Genomic DNA, 14,003 nt, shown 5'->3' on the forward strand with positions numbered 1-14,003 from the left:
CTCGGGCTTTCCTCCGGGCGCTTCCCTTCGGTCTTGCGTTTCCGACTCTATCAGACCGTTTCCCGATCCGATTTCCTCGGTGCTTTCCAGGTTCCCGCTTTCGCGTTTCCCTTTCCGGCGGCTCCGACTTTATCAGAGATTCTGAGTCGGATTTCCCGCCCCGATCGGGGACTGGTTCCGGCGCACGAGGCGGCCGGGTTCCCGTTCTGGCGGAGCCGTAAACGTACTGGAGCGGGGCGCCCCGATGCAAATCGAGGCGCCCCGCTCCGGGTTCACACGTACGAGGGGTCGTACGCCCGTCAGACCTCCACCACGACCGGGAGGATCATTGGCCTGCGCCGATACGTGTCGGAGACCCACTTGCCGAGCGTGCGGCGGATGAGTTGCTGCAGTTGGTGCGGCTCCACCACGCCGTCCTGGGCCGAGCGTTCGAGCACCTCGGTGATCTTCGGGATCACGTCGCCGAAGGCCGTGTCCTCGATACCCGAGCCGCGGGCCTGGATGTGCGGGCCGCCCGTGATCTTGCCGGTGGACGAGTCCACCACGAGGAAGACCGAGATGATGCCCTCGTCGCCGAGGATCTTGCGGTCCTTGAGCGCCGGCTCGCCCACATCGCCGACCGAGAGCCCGTCGACGTAGACGTAACCCGCCTGGACCTTGCCCGAGATCTTGGCCTTGCCCTCGACGAGGTCGACGACCACGCCGTCCTCGGCGATGACGATGCGGTCGTGCGGGACGCCGGTCATGGCGCCCAGTTCGGCGTTGGCGCGCAGATGGCGCCATTCGCCGTGGACCGGCATCAGGTTCTTCGGACGGCAGATGTTGTAGAAGTACAGGAGCTCGCCCGCGGACGCATGGCCCGAGACATGGACCTTCGCGTTGCCCTTGTGGACCACGTTCGCGCCCCAGCGGGTCAGGCCGTTGATCACGCGGTAGACCGCGTTCTCGTTGCCGGGGATCAGCGAGGACGCCAGGATCACCGTGTCGCCGTCGACGATGCGGATCTGGTGGTCGCGGTTGGCCATGCGGGACAGGGCCGCCATCGGCTCGCCCTGGGAGCCCGTGCAGACGAGCACGACCTCGCTGTCGGGGAGGTCGTCGAGTGTCTTGACGTCGACGACCAGACCCGGTGGGACCTTCAGGTAGCCGAGGTCCCGGGCGATGCCCATGTTGCGGACCATCGAGCGGCCGACGAAGGCGACCCGGCGGCCGTACTCGTGGGCCGCGTCCAGGATCTGCTGGATGCGGTGGACGTGGCTGGCGAAGCTCGCCACGATGATCCGCTTGCGGGCGCTCGCGAAGACCTGGCGCAGGACGTTGGAGATGTCGCGCTCGGGCGGGACGAAGCCGGGGACCTCCGCGTTCGTCGAGTCGGCGAGGAGGAGATCGATGCCCTCCTCGCTCAGTCGGGCGAAAGCGTGGAGGTCTGTCAGGCGGCCGTCCAGCGGGAGCTGGTCCATCTTGAAGTCGCCGGTGTGGACCACCATGCCCGCGGGGGTGCGGATGGCCACGGCGAGGGCGTCCGGGATGGAGTGGTTGACCGCGACGAACTCGCAGTCGAAGGGGCCGACACGTTCGCGGTTCCCCTCCGCCACCTCGAGGGTGTACGGGCGGATGCGGTGCTCCTGGAGCTTCGCCTCGATGAGGGCGAGGGTCAGCTTGGAGCCGATCAGCGGGATGTCCGGCTTCTCGCGCAGGAGGTAGGGGACGCCGCCGATGTGGTCCTCGTGGCCGTGCGTGAGCACGATGCCCTCGATGTCGTCGAGGCGGTCCCGTACGGACGAGAAGTCCGGCAGGATCAGGTCGATCCCGGGCTGCTCCTCCTCGGGGAAGAGCACGCCGCAGTCGACAATCAGAAGACGGCCGCCGTACTCGAAGACCGTCATGTTTCGGCCGATCTCGCCGAGACCGCCGAGCGGGGTGACCCGGAGGCCGCCTTCGGGGAGCGTCGGGGGCGGGCCGAGTTCAGGATGCGGATGACTCAAAAGACTCTCCTCACCACACGCGCCACGTACCGGTGGGCACGTGGCGCGCATGACGTTCGTGCATGAGCAGTTGTCGTTGTGGGGTGCGGGCTCCGGTGGCCCGCCTATTCAGTTGTGAAGCCTGTGGTGCCAAGTCTGGTGTCAGAGCTGTACCCCGCCTGCAGCAAGATCGATCTTGAGCTGGGCGATCTCTTCGGGCGTGCACTCCACCATGGGTGCGCGCAGGGGGCCCGCGGGCAGGCCCTGGAGCGTGAGGGCGGCCTTGGTGGTCATGACGCCCTGGGTGCGGAACATGCCCGTGTAGACCGGGAGCAGCTTCTGGTGGATCTCGGTGGCCTTCTGGACGTCGCCGGAGACGAACGCCTCGACGAGGGCGCGCAGGTCCGGAGTGACCACGTGGCCCACGACCGACACGAAGCCGACCGCGCCCACCGAGAGCAGTGGCAGGTTCAGCATGTCGTCGCCGGAGTACCAGGCGAGCCCGGAGCGGGCGATGGCCCAGCTCGCGCGGCCGAGGTCGCCCTTGGCGTCCTTGTTGGCGACGATGCGCGGGTGCTCCGCGAGCCGGACCAGCGTCTCGGTGTTGATCGGTACGCCGCTGCGCCCGGGGATGTCGTAGAGCATGACCGGCAGCTCGGCGGCGTCGGCGACGGCCGTGAAGTGGCGGTACAGGCCCTCCTGCGGGGGCTTGTTGTAGTACGGCGTCACGATCAGGAGGCCGTGTGCGCCCACCTTCTGGGCGGCCCGAGCCAGCTCGATGCTGTGGTGGGTGTCGTTGGTGCCGACGCCGGCCACGACGTGGGCGCGGTCGCCGACCGCCTCCAGTACGGCCCGTACGAGCTCCGATTTCTCCGCGTCGCTGGTGGTGGGGGACTCGCCGGTGGTGCCGTTGACGATCAGGCCGTCGTTGCCTGCGTCCACCAGGTGGGCGGCGAGCCGCTGCGCGCCGTCGAGGTCGAGTGCGCCGTCCGCCGTGAAGGGCGTGACCATGGCGGTGAGGACCCGCCCGAAGGGGGTCTGCGGAGTCGAGGTCGGAGCCATGGGTAACACGCTACTCGGTGCTCAATGCGTGGTCTGCCCTTGGGGTGCGGGATAAGTCCGGACAAATGCGGAGCCCGGTACTGCCTGCTCGGGGGTTCAAGCAGTACCGGGTCCGTTTGATCAGGCTAGATGAACTTCTCCAAATGCCGCAATACGGACACCTCGCCAGGCTGACCGTACAGCCCTGCCCGACCGGTGAACGGCGGTGCGCTACGGCGCCACACGGCCGTTCGCGTTGAAGGCGGCGTAGGTGAGGGGCATGAGCCTGGCCCACTCGGCCTCCATCTTCTCGCCGACCATCTCGATCTCCCGCTGCGGGAAGGAGGGGACCTTCGCCAGTTCGTGCTGGGTGCGCAGGCCGAGGAAGTGCATCAGCGAGCGGGCGTTGCAGGTGGCGTACATCGAGGAGAACAGACCGACCGGGAGGACCGCACGGGCGACCTCGCGGGCGACTCCGGCGGCGAGCATCTCCTGGTACGCCTCGTACGCCTGGCGGTACGAGTCCTCCATGACGCGGCCCACCAGCTCCTGCTGGGCCTGGGTGCCCTCCACGAAGACGTACTTGCCGGGGCGGCCCTCCTGGACGAGCTTGCGGGACTCGTCGGGCACGTAGAAGGCGGGCTGGAGCTGCCGGTACCGGCCCGATTCCTCGTTGTAGGACCAGCCGACGCGGTGCCGCATGAACTCGCGGAAGACGAAGATCGGGGCGCTGATGAAGAACGTCATCGAGTTGTGCTCGAACGGGCTGCCGTGCCGGTCGCGCATCAGGTAGTTGATCAGGCCCTTGGAGCGCTCGGGGTCCTTGCCCAGCTCGTCCAGGGACTGCTCGCCGATGGTCGAGACGCGGGCGGCGAAGAGCACGTCGGCGTCGGACGCGGTGTGCTTGACCAGCTCGACGGTGACGTCGCTGCGGAAGCTGGGCTTGAGGTCGTCGGCGGGGGTGTCGGTCACGACTCGGAGGGTCCCTTCCATCACTTCTCTCGGGCGGCGCCCACTCTACGACCCGGCACTGACAACGGGGCGTTCGGTGCCGGGTCGCGACATACGCCGGCGAATTTCTGTGAATTCGGCGAAACCGGGCACCTTTTGGGGCACTCGACCGTCTGTGTAGATGACAGTCACTCGTTCGATCCCGAGAGGAGCAGCTCCCCTCATGTTCCGTCGGCGTGAACCCGTCCCGTTCGCCTTCGTCGCCGAAGCCGACAGGTTCCGCAGCAATGTCGCTCCCCCGCCCCGTCAGCGGGCGTCCGCCGGTCAGATAGCCGGGCGCTGGCTGCTGGGACTCACCATCGTCGCCGGACTGGTGGGCTCGCTGGTTCTCGGTATGCCCGCGCTGTCCAGTCCCGCTTCCACGCCGGCTCAGCAGTCACAGGCCTCCCAGGGGCACTGACTCCATCCGGACCCCACGAGTGGTGGGCAGGAACACAGACGGATAACCTCACCGGGCACAGCCCATGCATGGATTGAGTGAGGACCAGCCGTGCCCCTGCCCTTCCTGACGGCCGACCGTGCCTATGAGCCAGCGGACGACGCGCTGCCCTTCGACGACCGCGACCGCTGGCGGCGGCCCTACCGCCCCGGGCCGTGGCGTGTGGGCATGGCGGCCCTCTGGCTGCTGCTCGCCTCCTTCGTGCTGTTCGCCGCGGTCATCATCGCGTTCACCGCTTCGGCTTCCGAGGCCGGTGTGGTCTTCGGTGTCGCGCTGGCCGTCATCGCGGGTTCCCTCAGGCTGCTGCGCGTGGGTGTCTGGGTGAGTGCGCGCGGGCTGCGCCAGGTGGGCTTCTTCGGTACGCGTACGACGCCGTGGGAGCGGGTCGCCGCCCTGCGGACGGTGCAGCAGCCGGTGCGCTGGCTCGGGCTGCCGCGCACGGTGCAGGGGCAGGCGCTGGTCCTCGTGCGCAGTGACCGTCCGGCGCAGGACGGCCTGGTGCTGCTCACCACGCACGGCGTCGACTTCCTGGCGCGGGCCGGGTCCTTCGACCGGGCCGCGGACACGATCGAGGCGTGGGCGGCGGAGAACAGGCGCGGCTGACCCTGCGCTCGTACGAAGGGGCCGGTCCGCGGTGAGCCCGGGCCGGCCCCCTCGGCGTACGGCTGAGGGTGGTCGTGGGCCTCAGGCCTCGACCGTTCTTCCCTCGTGCAGGGCGATGGCGCGTTGCATCGCCTTGCGGGCGCGTGGGGTGTCGCGGGCGTCGTGGTAGGCGACGGCGAGGCGGAACCAGCTGCGCCAGTCGTCGGGGGCCGCCTCCGTCTCGGCCTTGCGCTTGGCGAAGACCTCGTCGGCCGAGTCACGGTCGATACGGCCGCCGGGTGTGCGCTTCAGCTCGTCGACGGGCAGGCCGCCCTCGGCGTCGAGTTCGGCGGCGAGGGCGTTGGCCTTGCGGACGAACTGGGTGTTCTTCCACAGGAACCACAGGCCGATCACCGGCAGGATCAGCACCGCCACACCGAAGGTGACGGTGAGGACCGTGCCGGACTGGATGAGCATGACACCGCGGCTGCCGACCAGGACGAAGTAGAAGACCAGGACGGCGGCCGTTATGGCGTAGGACAGCTTGGCTCGCATGACGGTGTCAGCCCAGGTCCAGGAAGTGTTCCAGGCCGAAGGTCAGGCCCGGGGTGGTCACCACACGGCGGGCGCCGAGCAGGATGCCCGGCATGAAGCTGCTGTGGTGGAGCGAGTCGTGCCGGACGGTCAGCGTCTCGCCCTCGCCGCCGAGCAGGACCTCCTGGTGGGCCAGCAGGCCGCGCAGGCGGACGGCGTGCACGGGGATCCCGTCGACCGTCGCACCGCGGGCGCCGTCCAGTGCCGTCTCCGTGGCGTCCGGCGCCGGTGCCGTACCGGCGGCGCGGCGCGCCTCGGCGATGAGCTGGGCCGTGCGCGTGGCGGTCCCGGAGGGGGCGTCCACCTTCTTCGGGTGGTGCAGCTCGATGACCTCGACGGACTCGAAGTAGGGCGCGGCGATCTGCGCGAACTTCATCGTCAGTACGGCGCCGATGGAGAAGTTGGGCGCGATCAGCACGCCCGTCTCCGGGGAGGCGGCCAGCCAGCCGCCCAGCTGCGTGAGGCGCTCCTCGGTCCAGCCCGTCGTACCGACGACCGCGTGGATGCCGTGGCTCACGCAGTACTCGAGGTTGTCCATCACCGAGGCCGGCGTGGTCAGTTCGACGGCGACCTGGGCGCCGGTCTCCGCCAGCGTCTCCAGCTTGTCGCCGCGGCCGAGGGCGGCCACCAGCTCCATGTCCTCGGCCGCCTCGACGGCCCGTACCGCCTCCGAGCCGATCCGGCCCTTGGCACCGAGGACCGCCACGCGCAGCTTGCTCATCTTCTTGCTTCCTTCAGGAGAGGACTTACGCGACCGCTTCGTTCAGGCGGGACGCCTGCTTGTCCTTCAGCGGGCCGATGACCGACAGCGAAGGCCGCTGTCCCAGGATGTCGCGCGCGACCGAGCGGACGTCGTCCGGGGTGACCGAGGCTATCCGCGCCAGCATGTCGTCCACGGACATCTGCTCGCCCCAGCACAGCTCGCTCTTGCCGATACGGTTCATCAGCGCGCCCGTGTCCTCCAGGCCCAGGACCGTCGAGCCCCGGAGCTGGCCGATGGCGCGGCCGATCTCTTCGTCGGACAGGCCGTGCTCGGCGACGTGGTCGAGTTCGTCGCGGCAGATCTTCAGCACGTCGTGGACCTGCGAGGGCCGGCAGCCGGCGTACACGCCGAACAGGCCGCAGTCGGCGAAGCCCGAGGTGTACGAGTACACGCTGTAGGCCAGGCCGCGCTTCTCGCGGACCTCCTGGAACAGACGGGACGACATGCCGCCGCCGAGCGCCGTGTTCAGCACGCCGAGGGCCCAGCGCCGCTCGTCGGTGCGGGCGAGGCCCGGCATGCCGAGGACGACGTGTGCCTGTTCGGTCTTGCGGCCGAGCAGTTCGACGCGGCCCGCGGTGCGGATCGTGCGGCGGCCCTCGCGCGGGGCGATGGGGGCCGCCGCGTCGCTCTTGAAGGCGCCCGCCTTCTCGAAGGCCGCACGGACCTGTCGTACGACCTTGTTGTGGTCGATGTTGCCGGCGGCCGCCACGACCAGGTGGGTCGGGTCGTAGTGCTTCTTGTAGAAGCGGCGGATGCGGTCCGCGGTGAGGGCGTTGACGGTGTCGACGGTGCCGAGGACCGGGCGGCCGAGGGGGTTGTCGCCGAACATCGTGTGCGCGAACAGGTCGTGCACACAGTCGCCCGGGTCGTCCTCGGTCATCGCGATCTCTTCGAGGATCGCGCCGCGCTCGACGTTGACGTCCTCCTCGAGTATCAGCGAGCCGGTGAGCATGTCGCAGACGACGTCGATGGCGAGCGGCAGGTCGGTGTCGAGCACGCGCGCGTAGTAGCACGTGTACTCCTTCGCCGTGAACGCGTTCATCTCGCCGCCGACCGCGTCGATGGCGGAGGAGATGTCCAGCGCACTGCGGCGGGAGGTGCCCTTGAAGAGCAGGTGCTCCAGGTAGTGCGTGGCGCCGTTCAGGGCCGGGGTCTCGTCGCGGGAGCCGACGTGCGCCCAGATGCCGAAGGTCGCGGAGCGGACCGAGGGCAGGGTCTCGGTGACGATGCGCAGGCCGCCCGGGAGGGTGGTCTTGCGGACCGTGCCGATGCCGTTCTCGCCCTTGATCAGGGTTTGGGTACGGGCGACGGCCCGCGCCTCCGAGGAGGTGCGGGCCGTCGCCTTGAAGCCACGGGGCGTCACTTGTCGCCGTCGTCCTTCTTGTCGTCGTCGCCTTCTTCGCCCTCGATGACCGGGATCAGGGAGAGCTTGCCGCGGGAGTCGATCTCGGCGATCTCGACCTGGACCTTCTGGCCCACGCCGACGATGTCCTCGACGTTCTCCACGCGCTTGCCGCCCGCGAGCTTGCGGATCTGCGAGATGTGCAGCAGTCCGTCCTTGCCCGGGAGCAGCGACACGAACGCACCGAAGGTCGTCGTCTTCACGACGGTGCCCAGGTAGCGCTCGCCGACCTCCGGCATGGTCGGGTTGGCGATGCCGTTGATCGTGGCGCGGGCGGCCTCGGCGGCCGGGCCGTCGGCGGCACCGATGTAGATGGTGCCGTCGTCCTCGATCGTGATCTCGGCGCCGGTGTCCTCCTGGATCTGGTTGATCATCTTGCCCTTGGGGCCGATGACCTCACCGATCTTGTCCACGGGGATCTTGACGGTGATGATCCGCGGGGCGTTCGGGGACATCTCGTCCGGGGTGTCGATCGCTTCCATCATCACGTCGAGGATGTGGAGGCGGGCGTCACGGGCCTGCTTGAGGGCGGCGGCCAGGACGGAGGCCGGGATGCCGTCCAGCTTGGTGTCCAGCTGGAGCGCGGTCACGAACTCCTTGGTACCGGCGACCTTGAAGTCCATGTCGCCGAAGGCGTCCTCCGCACCGAGGATGTCGGTGAGGGTGACGTAGTGCGTCTCGCCCTCGATCTCCTGGGAGATGAGACCCATGGCGATACCGGCGACGGGGGCCTTCAGCGGCACACCGGCGTTCAGCAGCGACATGGTGGAGGCGCAGACCGAGCCCATCGACGTCGAGCCGTTGGAGCCGAGGGCCTCGGACACCTGACGGATCGCGTACGGGAACTCCTCGCGGGTCGGCAGGACCGGCACGAGGGCGCGCTCGGCGAGGGCACCGTGGCCGATCTCGCGGCGCTTGGGGGAGCCGACGCGGCCGGTCTCACCGGTGGAGTACGGCGGGAAGTTGTAGTTGTGCATGTAGCGCTTGCGGGTCACCGGGGAGAGGGTGTCCAGCTGCTGCTCCATGCGGAGCATGTTCAGGGTGGTGACGCCCAGGATCTGGGTCTCGCCACGCTCGAACAGCGCCGAGCCGTGCACGCGCGGGATGGCCTCGACCTCGGCGGCAAGGGTGCGGATGTCGGTGACACCGCGGCCGTCGATGCGCTTCTTCTCCTTGATGACGCGCTCACGGACCAGGGTCTTGGTCAGCGAGCGGTACGCGGCGGAGATCTCCTTCTCGCGGCCCTCGAACTCCGGCAGGAGCTTCTCGGCGGCGAGCGCCTTGACGCGGTCCAGCTCGGCCTCGCGCTCCTGCTTGCCGGCGATGGTCAGCGCGGAGGCGAGCTCCGGCTTGACGGCGGCGGTGAGGGCCTCGAGGACGTCGTCCTGGTAGTCCAGGAAGATCGGGAACTCGGCGGTCGGCTTGGCGGCCTTCGCGGCGAGGTCGGCCTGGGCCTTGCAGAGCACCTTGATGAAGGGCTTCGCGGCGTCCAGACCGGCGGCGACGACCTCCTCGGTCGGAGCCTCGGCGCCGCCCTTGACCAGCTGGATGGTCTTCTCGGTGGCCTCGGCCTCGACCATCATGATCGCGACGTCGCCGTCCTCCAGGACGCGACCGGCGACGACCATGTCGAAGACGGCGTCCTCGAGCTCGGAGTGCGTCGGGAACGCCACCCACTGGTTGTTGATCAGCGCGACGCGGACGCCGCCGATCGGGCCGGAGAAGGGCAGACCGGCCAGCTGCGTGGACGCGGACGCGGCGTTGATCGCCACGACGTCGTACAGGTGGTCGGGGTTGAGCGCCATGATCGTGGCGACGACCTGGATCTCGTTGCGCAGGCCCTTCTTGAAGGACGGGCGCAGCGGGCGGTCGATGAGGCGGCAGGTGAGGATCGCGTCCTCGGAGGGGCGGCCCTCACGGCGGAAGAAGCTGCCGGGGATCTTGCCGGCGGCGTACATCCGCTCCTCGACGTCCACCGTCAGGGGGAAGAAGTCGAGCTGGTCCTTGGGGTTCTTGGAGGCGGTGGTGGCCGACAGCACCATGGTGTCGTCGTCCAGGTACGCCACGGCGGAGCCGGCGGCCTGCTTGGCCAGGCGGCCCGTCTCGAAGCGGATGGTGCGGGTGCCGAAGGAGCCGTTGTCGATGACGGCCTCGGCGTAGTGGGTCTCGTTCTCCACTAGCGTTTTCTCCGATACTTTTCGTCTTTTGTCCTTGTCTGCCCGTGTGGCAGGAGGACCGTCACGGAGAAGCGCTCCACTGGTGCGGGCCGGTCTTCGATCGAAGCACCCGGGGTCGCTTCCCCCGGGGGCCACTACCGAGGACCGGCGGCGGCGAGGTGCGCTTCTCGCTGTGTCGTACGTATTGCGTTGTGCTACCACACTACAAAGGGGCAGTGACACTCCGCATGTTTCCGCACGTACGGAGGTTTCCGCACGTACGGCAAAGGGAGCGGTCCCGACCCTTCGGGAACCGCTCCCCCTGCACGGCGTCTTACTTGGCGCCCGCCGCACCACGGCGGATGCCGAGGCGGTCGACCAGCGTACGGAAGCGCTGGATGTCCTTCTTGGCGAGGTACTGCAGCAGGCGACGGCGCTGACCGACCAGGATCAGCAGACCACGGCGGGAGTGGTGGTCGTGCTTGTGGGTCTTGAGGTGCTCGGTCAGGTCCGAGATCCGGCGCGAGAGCATGGCGACCTGGACCTCGGGGGAGCCGGTGTCGCCCTCCTTCTGGCCGAACTCGCTGATGATCTGCTTCTTCGTAGCGGCGTCGAGCGACACTCGTACTCCTCGTAGTCTTCATGGATGCCACCGAGTGCCCCCGGTCTTTGTCTCGGGGGAGCTTCCGTTACTCGGGAGGCGGGGATCCGCTGGGCGCGGCCTCCAGGTCCTGCAGGTGAACCTGCGGGGGCTCCGGGGGTGCGTACACAAACGGCCGTCACACAGGGTACCAGCCGGCGGGGCCGCTACTTCACGGCCATGCTCTCGATGCCCAGGACGAGATACACCCACCTGGGCTGCCCCTTGGCGGGGCCGTCGACCTTCTTGACGCCGAAGAAGACGCGGCCGTCCTGGACGACGATGTCGTTGTAGTCCGTCATCGTCATCAGATCCGCCTCCTGCGGGAGGTCGAAGTAGAGGTACGGGGTCTCCGTGCCGGTCCGCGGGTCCAGGCTGACCAGCCCCGAGGGCATGACGTGCTGGTCGGTCACGCGTACGGCGAGGAGCCTGCCGCCGCTCATCCGGACCGGGTACAGCAGGGAACCGGGGCCGGAGTCGTACTTCTTGGTGGTCTTGCCGGTCGCGAGGTCGAAGCCGATGATCCAGTTGGAGTTGATCAGCTCGCCCGAGTCCTTGCTGCGCAGGAAGACCTGGCCGTCGCCGACGGCGATGGTCGGGCAGTCGTCGGCGGTGAGGAAGTCGTCGTACGAGCACTCGCCGACGTAGGTGCCGTTCTGGAGGCGGACGACGGCGCGGGGCTTGCCCGAGGTGTCGAGGGAGAGCATCTCGGAGATCCCGATCCCGCCGGCCTGGACGGCGAGGACGGGCGGTTCGGCGGAGGGGATGTTCAGGTCGCGGATGCCCTTCGCGGCGGAGTACGTCCACAGGACCTTGCCGGTTGCCGGGTCCACCTTGCGTGCCTTGTAGGTGGTGGCGTCCGTCGAGTCGGCGGGGGCCTTGTCGTTCCAGCACTGCTGGCGCACGAGAAGGGCGCCTCCGCCCGCCGCGCCCATGTCCTGGCAGGAGCCGGCGGACGTCGTCTCCCACGCGCGCGTGCCGTCCTTCATGCGGTACGCGTCCGTGCCGCCGCCCCAGGTGACGACGACCGTGCCGTGCACCAGGGTCACGCTCGGGGTGTCCTGGGTGTCGCCGCCCGTCGCCATGCCATGGCCGTCGCCCAGTTCGGAGTCGGGGAAGTCGGCGTCCCAAATCTCACGGCCGTCGTCGAGGTCGAAGAAGGCCACGTGGTTGCAGAAGGCGTTGCCCCGGTCGTTGGCGCGGAACAGGACGGCCGTGCGGTGGTCATTGGTCACGTGGCGGGTGTAGCCGCAGATCGGGCCGTCGAGGGGCAGCTTCCACCTCTCGTCGCCAGGGGCGGCGTCGGTGCCTATGCGCAGGCCGACGACGGTCTTGTTGATGCCCTTGGCGATGATCTTGTCCGTGGCCCACATACCGGGCATCTGGTAGTGCTCGCCCGGGCTCAGGTCGTCCACGGAGAAGCGGAAGGCCATCTTTCCGGTGGGGCTCGCGGGCTTCTTCTCGACGGTCTCCCGGATGTCGAGGGGGCCCTGGCGGGTGGCCGCGCCGTTCGTCGTCTTCGTGCCGTCGCCGGCGCCCCACAGGAGCCGGCCGCCGGTGCCGAGCGCCGCGGCCAGCACGAGTGCGAGAAGCGCCAGGGGCCACTTGGGGCGGTGCTTCTGCCGTGGCGGCTGCGCGGGCGGGGCGGGCTGGGCGTACATGGGAGGGGGCGGGCCGAAGCTCACGCGGGGGTCCTTTCCCTGTGGAGTTTTCCTGTGACCGGAGGTGCGGATCGGCCTTGCCGTGCTCACGCCGACGCCCCACGCCCTGCGTGCAGGGTGTGGGGCGTCGAGGTCGGTCGCCGGGCGGGTCTCAGTTCCCGATGCCGCCGCGGACCTTGCCGTAGACGTCGAGGACCGCCAGGCAGACGGGGACCAGGGAGAGCAGGACCAGCGAGTCCGCGAGGTCGAGCATGCGGCCCCAGAACGGCGAGAGACCCTTCTGCGGCACGATCAGGGCGATCGCGATCAGGAGCAGCACACCGGCCGCGACCGAGGCGCCGAGCCACAGGGTCCGTACGTCGACCGGGCCGTGGTTGTTCTGGAGCAGCTGGATGATGATGTCGGCCGGAGGCGAGATCGCGAGGCCGAGGACCAGCAGGCCCAGCGTGATGACACCGGCCACGAACAGGCAGGTGACCTGGGCGGTGTAGCGGAACAGACGCGCCCGCAGCATCGCCGCGAGGCCGGTGCACAGGGCCAGCAGCTGGGCCCAGCCGCTGTCGCTGAAGCCGAGCACCGCGCCGCCCGCACCGACGATGACGGCGGCGCAGCCGCCCACCAGGCCGAGCAGCAGTTCGTGGCCGCGGCTGGTCTGGGCGACGATGCGCTGGACGTCGACGGCCTCGAGGTCGCCCTCGCGGCCCTCACGGCGGGCCCGGGCGAGGTCCTCGGGGTTGCGGAAGCCGATCGGCAGCTTGGCGAACCGGGCCGACCAGCCGGGCAGGAAGCCGACGACCGCCAGGGCGACCACCGAGGTGCCCGCGGCGATCTCCCGCGGTGCCGCATCCGTGAGCACACCGCAGAACACGGCGAGCGTGCCGATCGCGGAGGCCAGCGCGGCGGCCACGAACGGGGCGTCGCCCTGCGGCAGCAGCATGATCAGCACGACCGAGAACAGCAGTACGGCGACGCAGCCGACGAGGAACTGAAGCCTTCCGGGACCTTCGTGCGCGCCCTGCGCGAGGACGCCGGAGCCCGCGATGAGCGCGTGCGGCAGCGCCGAGATGCCGAGCGCGACGGCGGAGCCCCGGTCGTCGTACACCCGGGCCCGTACACCGGCGAGTGCCGTCAGGCCGAGCGCGGTCACGCCCGCGAGGATGCCCTGCAGGCCGTGCATGTCGTGCCGGATCGGGTCCGCGAACCAGAAGACGAAGCCGAGCATGACCAGCAGCAGCGAACCGGCGACGAGACCGGCGACCCGCATGAGGTTGTCGTTCCAGCTGCGGATGTCCTGCTTGACCGCGGCGGCGATGGCGTCCACGACGTCGTCGTGGACGGCCGGCGGCAGGGAGTCGGCAAAGGTCCGCAGCAGCAGCACCTCGCCGTCCCTGACCCGGTGCTCCAGCAACGAACGGCTCGCGTCGAGCACCTGACCCTCGCGGGTCACCAGGTGATAACCGGCAGGACTGGTGTCCGACTGGACCAGGCCCGAGAGCCTGATGATCTCAGGAAAGAGATCCTGGATCGGCAGGTCCTCCGGCAGCGCGACATCGACTCGGCTGTCCGGCGCTGCGATGGTGATTCGGCAGAAACCTGTCGAAGTCCCCGTGCTCACCTGGTGTTCCCCCTGTTGGACAAGGCTGCTTCATGCAGTTCGTACGACGCGAAGCGCCACCCTATCCCTTGCCCTGAGGGGTGTTGGGGCTGCCTCCCTCAATTCTCCTCGTACCCCCTCCGCATCTCCATCCTC

12 protein-coding genes are annotated in these 14,003 nt (G+C 69.1%); 2 read left to right on the forward strand and 10 right to left on the reverse strand.

Annotated features, from left to right (window positions below):
* Positions 1-299 precede the first annotated feature (299 nt).
* The 3 genes from ABD355_RS40225 to thyX form a co-directional block, all read right to left on the reverse strand.
* The gene (locus tag ABD355_RS40225) at positions 300-1,985 is read right to left on the reverse strand and encodes an RNase J family beta-CASP ribonuclease (RefSeq protein WP_099931725.1); all 1,686 of its coding nucleotides are present in this window, start codon (positions 1,983-1,985) and stop codon (positions 300-302) included.
* Between the two features lie 141 nt (positions 1,986-2,126).
* Complete coding sequence (gene dapA / locus ABD355_RS40230; RefSeq protein ID WP_344406140.1) at positions 2,127-3,026, reverse strand: 4-hydroxy-tetrahydrodipicolinate synthase; 900 nt, start codon at positions 3,024-3,026, stop codon at positions 2,127-2,129.
* Positions 3,027-3,236: 210 nt separating this feature from the next.
* On the reverse strand, positions 3,237-3,977 hold the full coding sequence (gene thyX, locus ABD355_RS40235; RefSeq protein WP_030945118.1) for an FAD-dependent thymidylate synthase: 741 nt from the start codon (positions 3,975-3,977) through the stop codon (positions 3,237-3,239).
* A gap of 202 nt (positions 3,978-4,179) precedes the next feature.
* Between thyX and ABD355_RS40240 the strand changes: the two genes are divergently transcribed.
* Both ABD355_RS40240 and ABD355_RS40245 read left to right on the forward strand, forming a co-directional pair.
* Positions 4,180-4,416, forward strand: coding sequence for a hypothetical protein (locus tag ABD355_RS40240; RefSeq protein ID WP_266961358.1), 237 nt, complete (start codon positions 4,180-4,182; stop codon positions 4,414-4,416).
* 90 nt (positions 4,417-4,506) lie between these two features.
* Positions 4,507-5,058: a PH domain-containing protein gene (locus ABD355_RS40245; RefSeq protein ID WP_344406143.1), complete on the forward strand. Its 552-nt coding sequence runs from the start codon at positions 4,507-4,509 to the stop codon at positions 5,056-5,058.
* Between the two features lie 81 nt (positions 5,059-5,139).
* Here ABD355_RS40245 and ABD355_RS40250 read toward each other — a convergent pair whose 3' ends face one another.
* The 7 genes from ABD355_RS40250 to eccD form a co-directional block, all read right to left on the reverse strand.
* On the reverse strand, positions 5,140-5,592 hold the full coding sequence (locus ABD355_RS40250) for a tetratricopeptide repeat protein (RefSeq protein ID WP_099931721.1): 453 nt from the start codon (positions 5,590-5,592) through the stop codon (positions 5,140-5,142).
* A gap of 7 nt (positions 5,593-5,599) precedes the next feature.
* Entirely contained in the window at positions 5,600-6,352 is a 753-nt protein-coding gene (gene dapB / locus ABD355_RS40255) for a 4-hydroxy-tetrahydrodipicolinate reductase (RefSeq protein ID WP_344406144.1), read from the reverse strand.
* 25 nt (positions 6,353-6,377) lie between these two features.
* Positions 6,378-7,757 carry a M16 family metallopeptidase gene (locus ABD355_RS40260; protein ID WP_344406146.1) on the reverse strand — a complete coding sequence of 460 codons (1,380 nt, stop codon included), beginning with the start codon at positions 7,755-7,757 and terminating at the stop codon, positions 6,378-6,380.
* Positions 7,754-9,973, reverse strand: coding sequence for a polyribonucleotide nucleotidyltransferase (locus ABD355_RS40265; RefSeq protein WP_344406147.1), 2,220 nt, complete (start codon positions 9,971-9,973; stop codon positions 7,754-7,756). The genes ABD355_RS40260 and ABD355_RS40265 overlap by 4 nt, the downstream gene beginning before the upstream one ends.
* Positions 9,974-10,286: 313 nt before the next feature.
* Positions 10,287-10,574, reverse strand: coding sequence for a 30S ribosomal protein S15 (gene rpsO, locus ABD355_RS40270; RefSeq protein WP_028802543.1), 288 nt, complete (start codon positions 10,572-10,574; stop codon positions 10,287-10,289).
* Positions 10,575-10,759: 185 nt separating this feature from the next.
* On the reverse strand, positions 10,760-12,277 hold the full coding sequence (locus tag ABD355_RS40275; RefSeq protein ID WP_344406148.1) for an outer membrane protein assembly factor BamB family protein: 1,518 nt from the start codon (positions 12,275-12,277) through the stop codon (positions 10,760-10,762).
* A gap of 127 nt (positions 12,278-12,404) precedes the next feature.
* Entirely contained in the window at positions 12,405-13,868 is a 1,464-nt protein-coding gene (gene eccD / locus ABD355_RS40280; RefSeq protein ID WP_344406149.1) for a type VII secretion integral membrane protein EccD, read from the reverse strand.
* Positions 13,869-14,003: the final 135 nt, after the last annotated feature.

Source organism: Streptomyces longisporus (assembly GCF_039532765.1).
Classification (GTDB): domain Bacteria; phylum Actinomycetota; class Actinomycetes; order Streptomycetales; family Streptomycetaceae; genus Streptomyces; species Streptomyces longisporus.